Raw genomic sequence first — 16,114 nt, 5'->3', positions numbered from 1 at the left:
TAATATACAACGCACTTCTTCTTACAAAAGAATCGACAAAGTTACACTTTTTTACACTAAACAAGTTATGAACACATGTTAACTTTCTATTTTTTTATTTTTTTATTTGTTAATTCTGTGTTTATCTCTCTCTATTTTATGTCGTATTTGTTACTTTTATATTATGTTTCATACTGAAAATCTTGTGTACGGACCTGTTTCGGTTTTTTTACTTTATTATGATGATTTTGTGACTGAAGAACATTTGCATAATCTCTTACCTGAAGAACATCAACGCCTGAAAAGTTTTAACCATAAAGGTCGTCAAAGAGAGTATGTTGCTACACGTGTACTGAGGACAATGCATTTTGGTAATGAGCCCATTTTGTATTCTGAAATCGGAGCGCCTTATATTGAAGGAGAGGGGTTTATTTCTATTTCCCATGCAAATCATGTTGTGGGTATGGCTTACTGTGCTGACTTTCAGATTGGTCTTGACTTGGAGCCAATTCGGGAAAAGGTGATGCGCGTAAAACATAAATTTTTAAGTGAGACCGAAAAATGTGCATATGATACTTCCTCTGTAGAAGAAATGATAAAAATTTGGTCTGGAAAAGAGGCGCTTTATAAATTAGCAGGAAGAAAGCGTATAATTTTTGCTGATAATTTATTGTTGACTAGAAAAGATGATTTAAGATGGAAGGGTTTAATCACATTTCCAGAAATGAAAAAAGAAGTGGAATTGATTCTGCAAACTAAAAACGATTTCGTTATTTCAATTAATGCTACCCCCGTTTATGAGATTAAATGAAGAAATATACAAACAATTTAAATCGAAGACTGGTCAGATAGCTGTGCTTATTGATCCTGAAAAAACGCATGAACTTTCCGTTCTTAAAAGGATTGTTGAAAAATCTGCTTTTGCCAATGTGGATTATTTCTTTGTTGGTGGAAGCACGGTCATGAGAAAGGACTTTCAAAATACAATTGCAATTCTAAAATCGTTAACAGAGATTCCGGTAGTAATGTTTCCGGGAGATTTTCAACAATTGTCAAGAGATGCAGATGCCTTACTTTATTTGAGTCTTTTGTCGGGAAGGAATCCAGAGTATCTAATTGGACAACATGTCAAAAGCGCTAAAGAAGTTTTGCAGCTTAATATTGAGGTAATTCCAACGGCTTATATTTTAATTGATGGTGGAACACAATCTTCAGTGGCTTATGTGAGTCAAACCAGTCCGATTCCCAAAAATAATTCTTCCATTGCTTTGAATACTGCTATTGCAGGAATACTGAAAGGTAATAAAGTCTTGTATTTTGATGCTGGAAGCGGAGCGAAAAATTCTGTTGATTCTTCTTTAATAAAGGAGGTAAAAGAGCATTTAGAAGCGGTAACAATTGTTGGGGGAGGTGTTAGAACCTTGGAACAGATCCAGGAATTAGAAAAAGTTGGGACAAATGTGATTGTTGTTGGGAATAAAATAGAAGAGGATATAGATTTCCTGTTGGATGTTCAAAATTATAAACAGACAAATTAGGAATGAGGTATATAAGCGTAAGACGATTAGTAGTTTCACTGGGGCTGAATAACGCTTACCTTAATAAAGATCTAATTGCCGAAATTAACCGTAAACTATCAAAACATTTTGATAATGAAGATACACTCTCTGTTTTTGAACAGAAGTATAGGTATTATGAATTTCGATCTTTTTTTGACTTACTTGAAAAAGAGGAATATCAAATTTACTATAATGAAATTGAAAACAATAATTCACTCGTAAGCTATTTATTAAATAGTGGTGAATTCCAAAGTATGCCGGAAATTTCCGTAGTGCATTCTATTGAAGTGGAAAATGCAGAGAAATTTCAATCTTTTGTTTCTATTTTCTTAAAGCCAATCTTGATTGAAAAAATTCAATTTAACTTAAAGAATAGTTCTACAGTTGAATTGAGTTATCATTTGAAATTTTGTGATTTTATTCCATACAAATCACGTATTGCTATTCAAAAACCAATTGCTAATTATTTAAATCAGATTATTGGTCAGCTTAAAGTAAGTCAAGGAGTTAGTTTGCGATTTCAAATTTTAAAGGTTTTCGATAATGATATTGCATGTGTGCTTAATGAAATGGATGACTACTTTTCTTCCCTGAGACAGCAATTTGTGCAAACTGCAAAGTTATTATTTAACAAAAATGAATTGAGTAAGGTAGAATTAGAAATGATTAAGTCTACCATCATGAAAGTTAAATTAGATAAAGAATCGAGTATTCGGAGAGATGTTTTTATTAGAGCGAAGAAGATTAAGGAGCCACCTATGAAAACAACCTCTAACTTTGATAGTATGGTTAAATCACCATTGTTTTTAATCACATCGATTGTAGTGATACTAAATTTAATTTTCTATTACGAGATAAAAAGTGATGAGATGAAATCGACTTCAGAAGAAAATTTAATTGAAAATGAGACTTTAGTTCCAAAATTCCCTTTCCTAATAGATACAGTTAAAACTTGTGATTCACTTAGGATTCTTGTTGGATTGAGTAAGTCTGATTCTAAAGTCTTGTATATAGGTGAAGAAAAAGATAGCTTGATGTTGGATTATGATTTGAGTGATAAATACTTCTCTTATGAAAATCCTGTCGTTCAAGAAGTCCCTTTGCCTAATGATGAGAGTGATTTTTTAATTAAAATGACGTCTTCTAATCTACAAAATATTGATTCAAATCTTTACAGTGATTATTTTAAAGATCCATATCTAGGGCGACATATTCCCAATTGGAATAATGCAAAAATAGAATTGTCTGTAGATACAACTCAGATTGTAAGTAATTATCGTGAGGCAACTTTTTCTACAGAAAAAGCCTGCTATCGTGCCTTCCCAGTTCGTTTAAAAAACATTAGTGATTCAACTATAGTGATAGGTTATGGCGCGCAAATACCTCTCGTTCTTCAGAGGAAAGATTCTACAAATTCTTGGGTAATTTGTGATCATCCCTTTACTTATGCGTGTGGCATGGGCTTGTCATCAATATTCTTACCGAAAAATGAAATAGTAATTAGTTCGGTTGCCATACTTTCAGAAGACTTACCTTCTCTGTATAGGTTGAAAATAGGCGAGAACTTTTCTCCACCATTTAATTTTGATAATAAATAATGTTTATGGGGTTTTGTGATGATAAAGTTCTACTGCTTGATTGTCTATCATTTTTAAGATTTTAATTGATTGAACTCCTAAGTTTCTATTGTATTGAACCGAAAATTTATTTCTTCTAATTTGATCATTGATGAGTTCTTCATTTATTTGTGCTTCTTTCTCTTCAATGATTTGCTGATATGGCTCTTTTATCACCAGCTCTTCAATGATTTCGCCTTCTCCATCTAGCAGTTGAACAATGAATTTTCCTATTTTATTGGATGGATAAACAATCTTACTTTCTTTTAACTGCCCCTTAATAGTAGATGCTTTTTGAAAGGATACTTTAAAATCTTTATTTTTTCGCTCAATCATTTCAAAATCAATTACAGTTATTTCAAGTGGATTACTAGTTCCAATAGTACTTTGTTCCTCAGGTGTTGGAATATTTGTAGTTTTAGTGTTGGCACAACTAATTAGTAAAATAATTGTAAAGAAAAATGATGCGGTTTTTATTAGCATTGTGTGTGTTTTCTTTAAATCTAAACATTCTTTCGGAAAATTCATAGGATTTATAATTTATTGTATTTTCATTTCTTATTTATTCATCAATACGAGAAATTAGGTCTTTATTGATTCAGAAAATCAACTATTTACGCTTACTTTGTTTAGATATGTGGATATCTGTTTTTACAATGCTAGCTGGAGTTTGTGTAAGTTTTTTTTATAAGAGAAGAGCACAAGGCTTCGTGTATAACTTGATATATGGAGCCTTAATTTTGGGCTTTGTTTTGTCGCTTTTTCAAAACTCAATGTTGACAAGTATTGGGTTACATGTTTTTGTCCTTGCAAGCTTAGCTTACGCAATTAGATGTGTTTTGGTTAAGAAATTAATAAGTTTTACCATAAGTGTTTTTACCTTAATCCTAATTGCAATTCAACTTTTAAATTTACCAGGATTAAATGTCTTTCGATTGACTTTATTGGTTCCATTTATTTTGCATGTTATTACTTTTAAAATGGATAAAAAAGAGTTCCATTACACACACGACTACTCTATAAATACAATTTTAATTGCGAATCTTCTTGCTTCTTTTTTTCAATTATATTAGTGTTGAACTACAATGAAATTGAGTTGTTAAGTTTCAGGAAAAACTGAAAATAGAGCACTTATCTAATTCCTTTCTTTTATCAAAAGAACTTATTACATTTGTGTGAATCAAAAAAAATGAATAATGTCAGGAATTGATATCAAAAAAGTACTTAACCAATTAGGGGTAAATAGCGAGGTCAATAAAGGAGCATCGACAGGTAAAAACTGGATCGATACTCAAGGCGAAGTTATAGACTCATTCACACCAGTAGATGGTTCAAAAATAGGACAAGTAAAGTTAGCTTCAGTTGAAGATTATAACAAAGCAGTAGAAGTTGCTACAAAAGGATTTCATGAATGGAGACAATGGACTGCACCAGCGCGTGGAGAAGTTGTTCGTCAATTAGGAAATGCTTTAAGAGAATATAAAGAACCACTAGGAGCACTCGTTTCTTATGAAATGGGTAAATCTTATCAAGAAGGATTAGGAGAAGTTCAAGAGATGATTGACATCTGTGACTTTGCAGTAGGTCTTTCTCGTCAACTTTATGGTTTAACAATTGCTTCTGAGCGTCCAGGTCACAGAATGTATGAACAATATCATCCACTAGGAGTTGTAGGAATTATTTCTGCTTTCAATTTCCCAGTTGCTGTATGGAGTTGGAATACTGCATTGGCATGGGTTTGTGGTGATGCTTGTGTTTGGAAACCATCAGAGAAAACACCTTTAACTTCTATCGCTTGTCAAAACATCGCACAAGAAGTTTTTGCCAAAAATGATGTTCCAGAAGGAGTTTCAACAATGGTTATTGGTGGTGCTGAAATCGGTAAAGCATTGGCTGAAGATCCAAAAATGGCCTTGGTTTCTGCTACAGGTTCAACACGTATGGGTAAATCTGTAAATGAAGCGGTAGCCAAACGATTAGGAAAATCACTATTGGAATTGGGTGGAAACAATGCAATGATCATTACTCCAGATGCTGACTTGAAAATTGTAGTTCCAGGAGCTGTATTTGGTGCAGTTGGTACTGCCGGACAACGTTGTACATCTACTCGTCGTTTGATTATTCATGACAGTATTTATGATAAAGTAATGAATACTATTGTTGATGCTTATGGTCAAATTAAAATTGGTAATCCTTTGGATGAAAACAATCATGTTGGACCGCTTATCGACAAAGATTCTGTAAACAATTACTTAAACGCTATCGAATCAGCTAAGAAAGAAGGTGGTAAAGTACTTGTTGAAGGAGGTGTACTTGAAGGAGAAGGGTATGAGTCTGGTTGTTATGTTAAACCTGCAATCATCGAAGTAGAAAATCATTATGATATTGTTCAGAATGAAACTTTCGCACCTATTCTTTATGTGATGAAGTATTCTGGTGATGTAACAAATGCTATCGAATTACAAAACGGTGTTGCTCAAGGATTATCTTCAGCAATCATGACAACGAATTTGCGTGAAGCGGAGCAATTCTTATCTGCACAAGGTTCTGATTGTGGTATTGCCAACGTAAACATTGGAACTTCTGGTGCTGAAATCGGAGGTGCTTTCGGTGGTGAAAAAGAAACTGGTGGAGGACGTGAGTCTGGATCAGACGCTTGGAAAGTTTACATGAGAAGACAAACAAATACAATTAATTATACGACTGAGTTGCCATTGGCACAAGGTATTAAGTTTGATTTATAATCGAATTAGAATAATTGATAGCCCACGCATTAATTTGTGTGGGTTTTTTTATGTTTAGATATGCCGTTTTTTTCCTTTAAACAAATAGGTATGCCCAATAAATAAGTAAAAACTGCAATGGAAGTCGGATAAAAGCAATCCATCTATTTTTACTTTTCTTTTCGTGCATTCTTTTGGCCATATAAATGTTTGCCGGAAAAACTGCGATCAATAATAAAATGAGCCCTACTGCTGAAAATGATTGTGTAACTTCAAAAAGTAAGCCTATTCCAAAAATCAATTCAAATAATCCGGAAATGTAAACCATAAGTTTTGGATAGGGAATATAGCGTGGAACAATCTTAATATATGGTTTAGGTTTTACAAAATGTAGGATTCCTGCAATACAGTATAATGCTGACATAATATAGAGTGAATTGTTTAAAGACATAAGTATTGTATGTTATATATTCGTATTTAACCTCATTTTAAGTAAGCCAGGTTCGAATCCGATTTTTTTGTAGGCCCTTTTAGCACTTTCATTTGCATCGTAAACTTCCAAAACAACTTCTGATATTTCATGTACTCTTGCCCAGTCAACAAGGTAATTAATTACCATCGCGTTAATTCCCTTTCCTCTGTGTTCCGGAACAACATACATGAAGCCAAGGTAAACATGATTTCTATATTTTTTGTTGGGAGAAGACTCTTGAATGAGTGCATATCCAGAAGCAATTAATTTACCTTCTTTCTCTGCAACAATAAAACAGGCGTCATCATTTTTAATTAAATCTTCAATGGCATAATAATGTATTGGATCAGGTTTTAATTGTGGTGCAAAAGGGCGTTCATATTGAATAACTCCTTGCTCAAATTCCTCAAGCGCATCAAGATCATCTAAAGTGGCTAGTCTCAGTTTTATATCTGTCATTTTATAGAAAAGTTTATGTTTTATAAAGCTAATGAAATAAATGGATTAATTTTTTGTCATAATGGTTTTGTAGTACACGTTCGAATATTACAGTTTATTATCTCAATTGTTGATAAGTCTTATTGTGATATTCCCAAAGCCCCGTTTTTCATCAAAAAACTCCTTTAAAAAGATATCCACATTTATTAGCTTTAACGTTGTTTGGTGTTTAAATATATCTGATTCTTGAAATTTACAGCTGTGTTAACAAACTTTATGAATTGATTTTAAAGTAGATGAGCGATTTTATCCCTTGAAGGCACTAAAATCCTAAGGATAATTTCAACTTTCGTCTTATTTAAAATCGTTCTAAATTAATTTCAAAAGCGTCAATTATGTCATGAAACTGTCATAGACTAGGGATATTCTGCTAATTTTGCTACCGATATGTATTACGAATTTTCATGTAAGTTTGTGAAATTATAAATCAAAATATCTAAGAATCAGATGTTTAATATGGGAAATAAAGGATTGTTTGCGTTGGTTTTAACGCTTATTATGTTGACTACTTTTACGTCAGGAGCGCAAGAAGGCGAGTCAATATTTAATTCAAAATGTGCCACGTGTCACCAACCTCACAAGGATATGACAGGGCCAAAGTTATTCGAGGTTCGTCAAAAATGGGAAGAAGGCGGTGCAATGGAAGGTTCGCTTCACCAATGGGTGAGAAACTGGCAAGTAGCAGCAGCAACTGATCCTTATGCGAAGGAAGTGTCTAGTTGGGCGGCTTCTTCAATGACGACTTTTGCAGACTTAACAGACGAGCAAATCGAAGCTGTTTTTGATTACGTTGATGCACAACCTAAAGAAGAAGCAGTAACTCCAGGAGATACTGGAGGTAATAGTGGTACTTCAACTCCAGTAGAAGAAGAAAGTCTTGGATGGGTTTGGTATGTATTAGGAGCTGTTTTCTTAGTATTGATAATTTCACTTGGAGGGACTAAGCGTCAACTTCAAGAGATGGACGAGGATAATGATTCTTACATTAAAGTAGGTTCTAAAGCTTGGATCTTTAAGAACAGAAAGTATGTAGGAATGGGAGTGTTAGTTGTCGTTATGGCTGGAGTAGTTTGGTTGTTCTTAGGTCTATACCAAATTGGTGTTGTGACTGCTTACCAACCAAGTCAACCAATTGCGTTTCCACATGATGTCCACGCTGGTATTAATGGAATTGACTGTAAATACTGTCACAATTCAGCGAATAAATCTAAAACAGCTGGTATTCCAACAACCAATGTTTGTATGAACTGTCACAAACAGGTTCAGGGAGAAGGTGATCAAGTAGAGAAAATCAAGAAAATTTACGCATCAGCTGGATATTCTCCAGAAGGTGGAGGGAAGTATAGTGGTGAAACAGAAAATATTGTTTGGAATAAAGTACATAACTTACCAGACCATGTTTACTTTAATCACTCACAACACGTTGAAATCGGAGGAATCGATTGTAAGCAATGTCACGGAGACATGACAAAGCAAAATGCTTTGCCACGTGTAGTTCCAGTTGAAGAATTAAATGAAATCGAAGGTAATATTCAATTAACTAAACCAACATTGACAATGGGATGGTGTATTGAATGTCACAGTGAGAAAGAAGTGTCAACAGGTAGTTTAGAAGGAAAAGGAGGTTATTATGACGAAATTCATAAAAGACTACTTGAGAACGACGAGTCATTATACGAGGAATACCTTGAGGATGGCAAAGTAACAGTGAGCGAACTTGGCGGATGGGAATGTGCTAAGTGTCACTACTAATTAATAGAAAGTTGATAGCTAAATAAGATATGGCAATGAGCAAAAAATATTGGAAAGGTCTTGAGGAGTTAAATCAAACTCCAGAGTTTATTAAAAACAGAGATCAAGAGTTTAGTCAAGAGGTAAGTGTAGATGAGTTTTTAGCTGATGAAAAGCTAAGCGAGTCATCAACACCAAGAAGAGATTTCTTGAAATTCTTAGGATTTAGTGTTGCTGCAGCTACAATTGCTGCGTGTGAGGCTCCTGTAACGAAAGCTATTCCTTATGTTAATAAACCAGTAGATGTTACTCCTGGTGAAGCGACATGGTATGCTTCTACTTATTACGATGGAAATTCTTATGCTAACATTCTTGTAAAAACAAGAGAAGGTCGTCCTATTTATATTAAAGGGAACAAAGACTTTGGATTTACAAATGGTAATGTTACACCACAAATTATTGCATCTGTATTGTCATTATACAATGAGGCTAGATTGCAATATGCATTTAAAGATGGACAAGGAATTTCGACTCTAGATGCAGATAGTGAAATCATTGCTGAAATCAATAAGATTAAAAGTAAAGGAGGAAAAGTAACACTTGTATCCAATACTTTAGCTTCTCCTTCATCTTATAAAGTAATTGAAGAATTTGAAAGATCGATTACTGGTCGTGTAGCGCCTAAAGCAGCTCCAGTTGTTTCAACTGAAGAGGATGGTGTGATTGATAAAGTTGTTGACAAAGTAAAAGATGTCTTCAATGGAGATGATAATAATGTTGCTGCAGCAGTAGCTGGAGGAACTCCAACAGGTGCGAAATTCGAACATATCCAATATGATGCTGTTTCGTATGCTGGAATCAGAAAAGCGAATGAACTTTCTTTCGGTAAGGCAGTTATTCCTGATTATGATTTTTCAAAAGCAAAAACAATTGTAAGTTTCGGAGCTGACTTCTTGTCAACTTGGTTGTTGTCAACTCAGTACTCTGGACAATACGGACAAAGACGTAACCCTGATGGTGAGTGGATGAACAAGCACTACCAGATTGAGTCTAATATGTCTATCACTGGTTCTAACGCAGATGTGCGTTTGATGATCAAGCCATCAGAGGAAGCAGGATTACTTGCTGCATTGGTTAAGGAATTAGGAGGAAGCACAAATGGTGTTTCAAGCGCTATTCCATCAACTGTTGGAGCTGAGAATGTAAAGAAAATTGCAAAGGATTTAAAGAAAGGAAACGGTTTAGTTGTTTCTGGATCAAATAACGTTGCTATTCAAGTTTTGGTTAATAAAGTAAATCATTTAATTGATGCTTATTCTTCAACAGTTAACTTGAATAACCCAGTTCAGATGTTTGCATCTGAAGATGATAAAATGATGAAGCTTGTTGCTGATGTACTATCAAACAAAGGACCAGATGCAGTATTCTTCTACGGTGTTAACCCTGTATATTCTGCTCCAAACGGTGCTGAATTCGCAGAAGCATTAAAGAAAATAAACTTGTCAGTATCATTATCTAGCGTAATGGACGAAACAGCTTCTGTATGTAAGTTTGTTGTTCCAGATCATCACGCATTAGAGTCATGGAATGACTTCTCACCAAAAGCAAATGAATTTTCTATTGCACAACCAACAATTCGTCCATTGTACGATACTGTAAGTGCACAAGAATCTTTCCTTGTTTGGTCTGAAAAAGCAGAACGTGAAGGAAAAGACAGTAAAGTTTTCTTTAACTTTATTAAAGAGAATTGGAAGAATAACGGATTAGGAGACAGTTCTAATTTCGAGACATTCTGGAATACGTCTATTCACAATTCTGTATACTCTAAGAAAATGGCTGCACCAAGCAAGCCAAGTTTCAATGGAAGTGCATTGTCAACTGTGGCAAAACAATTACCTAAAGCAGGTGAATTAGAAGTAGTATTCTATCAAAAAGCTGCAATTGGATTAGGTCAACAAGCTGCAAATCCATGGTTACAAGAAACGCCAGATCCAATTACAAAAGTTACTTGGGATAATTATATTACAATGAATCCTTCTATTATGAGGGATAAAGGTTACAATACGATAATTGATCAAGAAAACGGTTGTACATTAGCTTCAATTACTGTTGGTAATGTAACTTACGAACTCCCTGTTTACCCATCTCCTGGACAAGCTCCTGGAACTGTTGGTGTAGCATTAGGATATGGTCGTGGTGAAGGTGGAGCAAACATTGGTAAAGCTGCATTCCAAACAAAAGAATACGGTGGGTTATACACTGATGAAAATGGAAACCCTAAACCAATTGGTAAAAACGCATTTAGAATGATTCAAACTGCAAATGATACGATGGAGTATACTGCAGTTGCATCAATCGAAAATAAAAATACAAATTACCCTATAGCAACAACTCAAATTCACAGAACTGTGATGGCGAGAAATTCTATTGTTAGAGAAACAACACTAGATATTTACAAAAACCATTCTAAGGAAGCTTATAATCCTGATTGGACATTACAAAAAATCGATGAGCATGGTCACCACGTTGAGGCACCAATCGCTGAATTCGATTTATGGGATGCACATCCAGTAGAGAATGTAGGTCACCGTTGGGGAATGACTATTGACCTTAACGCTTGTTTCGGTTGTGGTTCTTGTCTAGTTGCTTGTCAGTCTGAAAACAACGTACCAGTTGTTGGTAAAGACGAAGTAAGAAGAGGTCGTGAAATGCACTGGTTGAGAATTGACCGTTACTATTCTTCTGATGAAGAAGCTACGGTTGGTCAACGTAAAGACAAAGATGACTTTGATTATAGCGATGCAGAGATTGCTTCAATGAATCCAAAAGTTGTTCACCAACCAATGATGTGTCACCACTGTAATCACGCACCTTGTGAAACAGTATGTCCAGTTTCTGCGACAACGCACTCAAACGAAGGATTAAACCAAATGACATATAACCGTTGTATCGGTACACGTTACTGTGCGAACAACTGTCCTTATAAAGTAAGAAGATTTAACTGGTTTAATTATCCATCTTATAAGAAGTTTGGTGAAGTTAACCCAGCACAAGACGACTTAGGACGTATGGTATTAAATCCAGATGTTACTGTAAGAACGCGTGGTGTTATGGAGAAATGTTCTTTCTGTGTTCAACGAATTCAAGAAGGAAAACTAAACGCGAAGAAAGATCAACGTCCAGTACAAGATGGAGATGTAACTACAGCGTGTGGTGATGCATGTCCAGCCAATGCAATTATCGTTGGGGACTGGAATGATCCAAACTCTAAGATTAGAAAATCAGCTGATCATAAACGTTCTTACCAAGCCCTTGAAGAAATTGGTTTAAAACCAAACATGTGGTATAAAGTTAAAGTACGTAACGAGGAGAATGAACTTCTTTCAGATATTCAATTGGCCAACGAACATTCAGGTAGTCACGGTCATGCTGAACACGAAGAAGCAAGTCATTAATTGAATTATTAGTATTAAAACAATAAATATATTGTAATGCATAAGGAAGCAACAATTAGAGAACCTTTGGTGATTGGTCACAAAACCTTTCATGAAGTAACTGAAGATGTTTGTAAACCAATCGAAGGAAAAGCACCGAAAACATGGTACGTTCTTTTCGCTATCGCTGCCATTATTGGTTTGTATGGTGTAGGATGTATCCTTTATCTATTAGGTACAGGTATTGGTACTTGGGGATTGAACAAAACCATCAACTGGGCATGGGATATTACTAACTTCGTTTGGTGGGTTGGTATTGGTCACGCAGGAACATTGATTTCTGCAGTACTTTTATTATTCCGTCAGAAATGGAGAATGGCCATTAACCGTTCTGCTGAGGCGATGACAATTTTCGCAGTATTCATGGCAGGTATGTTCCCGTTAATTCACATGGGACGTATTTGGGTAGCTTACTGGGTAATGCCATTACCAAATCAATTTGGTTCATTATGGCCAAACTTTAATTCACCACTTCTTTGGGATGTATTTGCGATCTCAACTTACCTTTCAGTTTCATTAGTATTCTGGTATATTGGTTTGATTCCTGATTTCGCAACAATTAGAGATCGTGCTAAAAAGCCAGTCGCTAAAAAGATATATTCCTTATTATCTTTTGGTTGGTCAGGTAGAGCAAAACAATGGAGTCGTTTCGAAATGGTTTCATTAGTACTTGCAGGTTTGGCTACTCCACTTGTATTCTCTGTACACTCTATTGTATCATTTGACTTTGCCACTTCTGTAATACCAGGTTGGCATACCACTATCTTCCCACCATATTTCGTGGCAGGTGCGGTATTCTCAGGTTTTGCGATGGTACAAACATTAATGCTTGTGATGAGAAAAGCATACAACTTAGAAGCATACATTCACACTAAGCATATTGAATATATGAACATCGTTATTATGGCAACAGGATCTATTGTAGGTGTTGCATACTTAACAGAGTTATTCGTATCATGGTATTCAGGTGTTGAATATGAAGCATACGCATTCATTAACAGAGCAACTGGTCCTTACTGGTGGGCATATTGGTCAATGATGACTTGTAACGTTGTTTCTCCACAGTTGATGTGGTTCAAAAAATTAAGAACGAGTTTAACATTTACATTCTTAATTGCGATTGTTGTAAATATCGGGATGTGGTTTGAGCGTTTCGTAATTATCGGAACTACACTTCACAGAGATTACTTACCATCTTCTTGGAGTATGTTCTATCCATCTCACATTGATATCGGTGTGTTTGTTGGTACAATCGGATTGTTCTTTGTATTCTTCTTATTGTTTACAAGATACTTCCCAGTTCTTGCATTGAATGAGGTGAAAACTATTTTGAAATCATCAGGACAGTCGTTCAAAGATGGAGATGCTAAAACACCTGCATTCTCAATTGAAGAACAACATTTAGCTGATGTTAAAATGAAGCCATCTAACAATTCAGACTCAGATGGATCAGATGTTGAATTAAATAACGATAATAAATAAGTCATGGGATCAAACGTAGTTTTTTATGCAATGTATAACGACGATGATGTGCTTAAAGATGGCGCAAAGAAGTTAGTTGCAAAAGGAGTTAAAGTAACAGATGTTTTCTCACCATTTCCAATTCATGGACTTGACCCAATAATTGGACTGAAAGAAACGCGCTTAGGAATTATGGCTTTCTTATACGGACTTACTGGATTGGCATTAGCTTTAATCGGTGTGCGTTATATCATGATTACTGATTGGCCAATGAATATTGGAGGTAAGCCTAACTTCTCTTTCTTAGAGAATATGCTAGCGTTTGTTCCAATCGGATTTGAGCTAACAGTTTTATTTGCTGCTCACCTTATGTCGATTACTTATTTATTAGCGAATAAAACGATTCCTGGAATGCCAGCTGAAAATCCAGATCCACGTACAACGGATGATCGTTTTGTAATGGAATTAAGATTAAGTGAAAACAGCAAATTTTCAGAAAAAGAACTGGAAGCAATGTTGATGGAAACTGGAATTGTAGAATTAGATCAAAAACACATTAAATAAGTCATGAAAAAGAATTTTAAGGCAATATCAACTAAGGCACTTGCCCTTACCTTTGGAATCGGAACGCTTTTTTCTTGTGTTTCTGATAAAGATTCTCCAGGTTTAGAATGGATGCCAGATATGTATCGTTCTCCAGCGGTGGAGACATATGTAGATTATGGTTGGGTGAAGGAAGAAGTTAATCCTGAAGCAGTAATGAAACAATCTGCTAAACATCCTCCATTGGCGACTATCCCTTACCAAGGTAAAGTGGAAGATTTAGAAATGTATTTACCATACCACAGAAAAGCAAGTAGTTTTGCTGCTGTAACTCATGGTTTACAAGAAAAGGACGGTTGGAGATTAACAACAGAAGAAGGTGATGCTGAATATAATGCAGCAGCTGCAGATAAAAACCCAATCCAATTAACTGAAGATAATCAAAAATCTATTTTCAGTGATGGTAAAGAACTTTACGAAATCAATTGTGCGCACTGTCATGGTGAAGACGGTGATGGAAAAGGTTCAATGGTACAAAGTGGTGCTTATGCAGGTGTACCTGATTATTCAAACTTGAAAGACTTACCTGATGGTCAGCTTTTCTATTCAATTTACTATGGTAAAGGAATGATGGGAGCGCATGCACCATTGTTGAATAAAAAAGAAATCTGGACAGTAGTTCATTATATCAACAAATTACGTTTTGAAGATTATGGTGCTGCAACTCCTCAAAAAGTAGAAACTGATACAACAGTAGTTGTTGAAGATACTGTACAATAATAGTTATTTATAATATAGAAAATTAATAGATAAAATGGATTATCAAGTTTCAAACAAAGCTAAAATATGGACTACAATCTTAATGATTGTCGGAATCGTATTTACAGGTATTGGTATAATAGCTGCCTCAGGCAGTGGTCATCTTGGTCAAAAGTTCTTAGGAAACCTATTGTCAAATAGTTTTTTCTTCTTTTCTATTGCCATTAGTGCTATGTTCTTCTTAGCATTACAATATGCTACTGAATCAGGTTGGTATGCTTACGTTAAAAGAGTTATAGAAGCTGTTACTGGTTTCTTGCCTTTAGGAATTGGATTATTAATTGTTACTTTCTTATCATTAACTTTTACTAACGGAGCGCACATTTATATGTGGATGGATCCAGAAGTTATGAATGAAGGAGGTTCACATTATGATGCTTTATCTGCTGGAAAAGGTGCGTATTTGAACAAACCATTTTTCTGGGTAAGAACACTTGCTTATTTAGCGATTTACTACATTATGTGGAATGGGTTTATGAAAAGATCTATCCAACAAGATAATAGTCCTGAATTAGCAGAAGAAATTCACTTCAAAAACTACCGTAAAGGAGCTACTTTCCTTGTATTTTTTGCTGTATTTAGTTCAACAAGTGCTTGGGATTGGTTGATGTCAATTGATATTCACTGGTTCTCTACTTTGTTTGGATGGTATGTATTTGCAGGTGCTTGGACAAGTGCAATGGTAGTCATCATCATTTTACTATTGTACTTAAAGAAATTAGGTTATTTACCAAAAGTTAATGAAAGTCACATCCACGATATTGGAAAATGGGTTTTCGCAACTTCATTCCTTTGGGCTTACTTATGGTTCTCTCAGTACATGTTGATTTGGTATGCGAACATTCCTGAAGAAACAACTTATTACTTAATGAGAATTGAGCATTATAAATTACTTTACTTCGGTATGTTTATCATTAATTTTGCATTCCCAATGTTGATTTTAATGTCAAGAGATGCCAAAAGACATGCAGGAATACTTACTTTTGTTGGGCTTGTAATTTTAGCTGGACACTGGTTAGATGTATGGATTATGGTTATGGGTGGTTCTATGGGGCCAACTGCAAGTATTGGTTTCTTAGAAATCGGAATGGCAGTTTTATTCTTAGGATTATTTGTTAGAGTAATATTGGTTAAATTATCGAAATCTCCACTAGTAAGTAAAAATCATCCATTCTTGGACGAGTCCTTACATCACGAGATATAATTTTTTAAATTTAGA

The 16,114-nt window shown here is 35.0% G+C and carries 13 protein-coding genes; 10 read left to right on the top strand and 3 right to left on the bottom strand.

All coding sequences use genetic code 11. The annotated features are described in order from the left end of the window. The first annotated feature begins 163 nt into the window (after nt 1-163). From DXU93_RS02310 to DXU93_RS02300, 3 genes are read left to right on the top strand one after another with little or no spacing between them, the layout of a single operon-like run. Entirely contained in the window at nt 164-790 is a 627-nt protein-coding gene (locus DXU93_RS02310) for a 4'-phosphopantetheinyl transferase family protein (RefSeq protein WP_116879625.1), read from the top strand. Further along, entirely contained in the window at nt 777-1,517 is a 741-nt protein-coding gene (locus tag DXU93_RS02305; protein ID WP_165851325.1) for a geranylgeranylglyceryl/heptaprenylglyceryl phosphate synthase, read from the top strand. The genes DXU93_RS02310 and DXU93_RS02305 overlap by 14 nt, the downstream gene beginning before the upstream one ends. Nucleotides 1,518-1,519: 2 nt before the next feature. Beyond that, nucleotides 1,520-3,136 carry a hypothetical protein gene (locus DXU93_RS02300; protein ID WP_116879623.1) on the top strand — a complete coding sequence of 539 codons (1,617 nt, stop codon included), beginning with the start codon at nt 1,520-1,522 and terminating at the stop codon, nt 3,134-3,136. 3 nt (nt 3,137-3,139) lie between these two features. Here DXU93_RS02300 and DXU93_RS02295 read toward each other — a convergent pair whose 3' ends face one another. Continuing rightward, a complete protein-coding gene (locus DXU93_RS02295; protein ID WP_116879622.1) occupies nt 3,140-3,682 on the bottom strand; it encodes a hypothetical protein in 543 nt (180 codons plus the stop codon). A 668-nt stretch (nt 3,683-4,350) separates the two neighbouring features. Here DXU93_RS02295 and amaB point away from each other — a divergent pair. Next, nucleotides 4,351-5,898, top strand: coding sequence for an L-piperidine-6-carboxylate dehydrogenase (amaB, locus tag DXU93_RS02285; RefSeq protein ID WP_116879620.1), 1,548 nt, complete (start codon nt 4,351-4,353; stop codon nt 5,896-5,898). A gap of 76 nt (nt 5,899-5,974) precedes the next feature. Here the strand turns inward: amaB and DXU93_RS02280 are convergent, their stop codons facing one another. After that, complete coding sequence (locus tag DXU93_RS02280) at nt 5,975-6,301, bottom strand: DoxX family protein (RefSeq protein WP_240623406.1); 327 nt, start codon at nt 6,299-6,301, stop codon at nt 5,975-5,977. Nucleotides 6,302-6,340: 39 nt separating this feature from the next. Continuing rightward, a complete protein-coding gene (locus DXU93_RS02275) occupies nt 6,341-6,808 on the bottom strand; it encodes a GNAT family N-acetyltransferase (protein WP_116879618.1) in 468 nt (155 codons plus the stop codon). Between the two features lie 495 nt (nt 6,809-7,303). On the opposite strand from DXU93_RS02275, the gene DXU93_RS02270 reads away from it, so the two are divergent. The 6 genes from DXU93_RS02270 to DXU93_RS02245 are packed head-to-tail and all read left to right on the top strand — an operon-like array spanning nt 7,304 to nt 16,099. Next, nucleotides 7,304-8,599 (top strand): c-type cytochrome, encoded by a 1,296-nt coding sequence (locus tag DXU93_RS02270; protein ID WP_165851324.1) that lies wholly within the window; start codon nt 7,304-7,306, stop codon nt 8,597-8,599. Nucleotides 8,600-8,634: 35 nt separating this feature from the next. Continuing rightward, nucleotides 8,635-12,033 carry a TAT-variant-translocated molybdopterin oxidoreductase gene (locus DXU93_RS02265; RefSeq protein WP_165851323.1) on the top strand — a complete coding sequence of 1,133 codons (3,399 nt, stop codon included), beginning with the start codon at nt 8,635-8,637 and terminating at the stop codon, nt 12,031-12,033. A gap of 36 nt (nt 12,034-12,069) precedes the next feature. Continuing rightward, nucleotides 12,070-13,554 carry an NrfD/PsrC family molybdoenzyme membrane anchor subunit gene (gene nrfD, locus DXU93_RS02260; protein ID WP_116879615.1) on the top strand — a complete coding sequence of 495 codons (1,485 nt, stop codon included), beginning with the start codon at nt 12,070-12,072 and terminating at the stop codon, nt 13,552-13,554. Nucleotides 13,555-13,557: 3 nt separating this feature from the next. Beyond that, on the top strand, nt 13,558-14,097 hold the full coding sequence (locus DXU93_RS02255; protein WP_116879614.1) for a DUF3341 domain-containing protein: 540 nt from the start codon (nt 13,558-13,560) through the stop codon (nt 14,095-14,097). A 3-nt stretch (nt 14,098-14,100) separates the two neighbouring features. Beyond that, nucleotides 14,101-14,856 (top strand): c-type cytochrome, encoded by a 756-nt coding sequence (locus tag DXU93_RS02250; RefSeq protein WP_116879613.1) that lies wholly within the window; start codon nt 14,101-14,103, stop codon nt 14,854-14,856. A 34-nt stretch (nt 14,857-14,890) separates the two neighbouring features. Then, nucleotides 14,891-16,099 (top strand): quinol:cytochrome C oxidoreductase, encoded by a 1,209-nt coding sequence (locus tag DXU93_RS02245; protein ID WP_116879612.1) that lies wholly within the window; start codon nt 14,891-14,893, stop codon nt 16,097-16,099. The last annotated feature ends 15 nt before the right edge of the window (nt 16,100-16,114 follow it).

It is taken from the genome of Brumimicrobium aurantiacum, assembly GCF_003402975.1.
Lineage (GTDB): Bacteria > Bacteroidota > Bacteroidia > Flavobacteriales_D > Crocinitomicaceae > Brumimicrobium > Brumimicrobium aurantiacum.
This window is presented reverse-complemented; position numbering and strand designations above follow the sequence as displayed.

Excerpts from the sequence above, each read along its gene's own strand:
- DXU93_RS02310 (WP_116879625.1), top strand. The coding sequence starts at position 164 with ATGTTTCATACTGAAAATCTTGTGTACGGACCTGTTTCGGTTTTTTTA.
- DXU93_RS02305 (WP_165851325.1), top strand. The coding sequence starts at position 777 with ATGAGATTAAATGAAGAAATATACAAACAATTTAAATCGAAGACTGGT.
- DXU93_RS02300 (WP_116879623.1), top strand. The coding sequence starts at position 1,520 with ATGAGGTATATAAGCGTAAGACGATTAGTAGTTTCACTGGGGCTGAAT.
- DXU93_RS02295 (WP_116879622.1), bottom strand. The coding sequence starts at position 3,682 with ATGAATTTTCCGAAAGAATGTTTAGATTTAAAGAAAACACACACAATG.
- amaB (WP_116879620.1), top strand. The coding sequence starts at position 4,351 with ATGTCAGGAATTGATATCAAAAAAGTACTTAACCAATTAGGGGTAAAT.
- DXU93_RS02280 (WP_240623406.1), bottom strand. The coding sequence starts at position 6,301 with ATGTCAGCATTATACTGTATTGCAGGAATCCTACATTTTGTAAAACCT.
- DXU93_RS02275 (WP_116879618.1), bottom strand. The coding sequence starts at position 6,808 with ATGACAGATATAAAACTGAGACTAGCCACTTTAGATGATCTTGATGCG.
- DXU93_RS02270 (WP_165851324.1), top strand. The coding sequence starts at position 7,304 with ATGGGAAATAAAGGATTGTTTGCGTTGGTTTTAACGCTTATTATGTTG.
- DXU93_RS02265 (WP_165851323.1), top strand. The coding sequence starts at position 8,635 with ATGAGCAAAAAATATTGGAAAGGTCTTGAGGAGTTAAATCAAACTCCA.
- nrfD (WP_116879615.1), top strand. The coding sequence starts at position 12,070 with ATGCATAAGGAAGCAACAATTAGAGAACCTTTGGTGATTGGTCACAAA.
- DXU93_RS02255 (WP_116879614.1), top strand. The coding sequence starts at position 13,558 with ATGGGATCAAACGTAGTTTTTTATGCAATGTATAACGACGATGATGTG.
- DXU93_RS02250 (WP_116879613.1), top strand. The coding sequence starts at position 14,101 with ATGAAAAAGAATTTTAAGGCAATATCAACTAAGGCACTTGCCCTTACC.
- DXU93_RS02245 (WP_116879612.1), top strand. The coding sequence starts at position 14,891 with ATGGATTATCAAGTTTCAAACAAAGCTAAAATATGGACTACAATCTTA.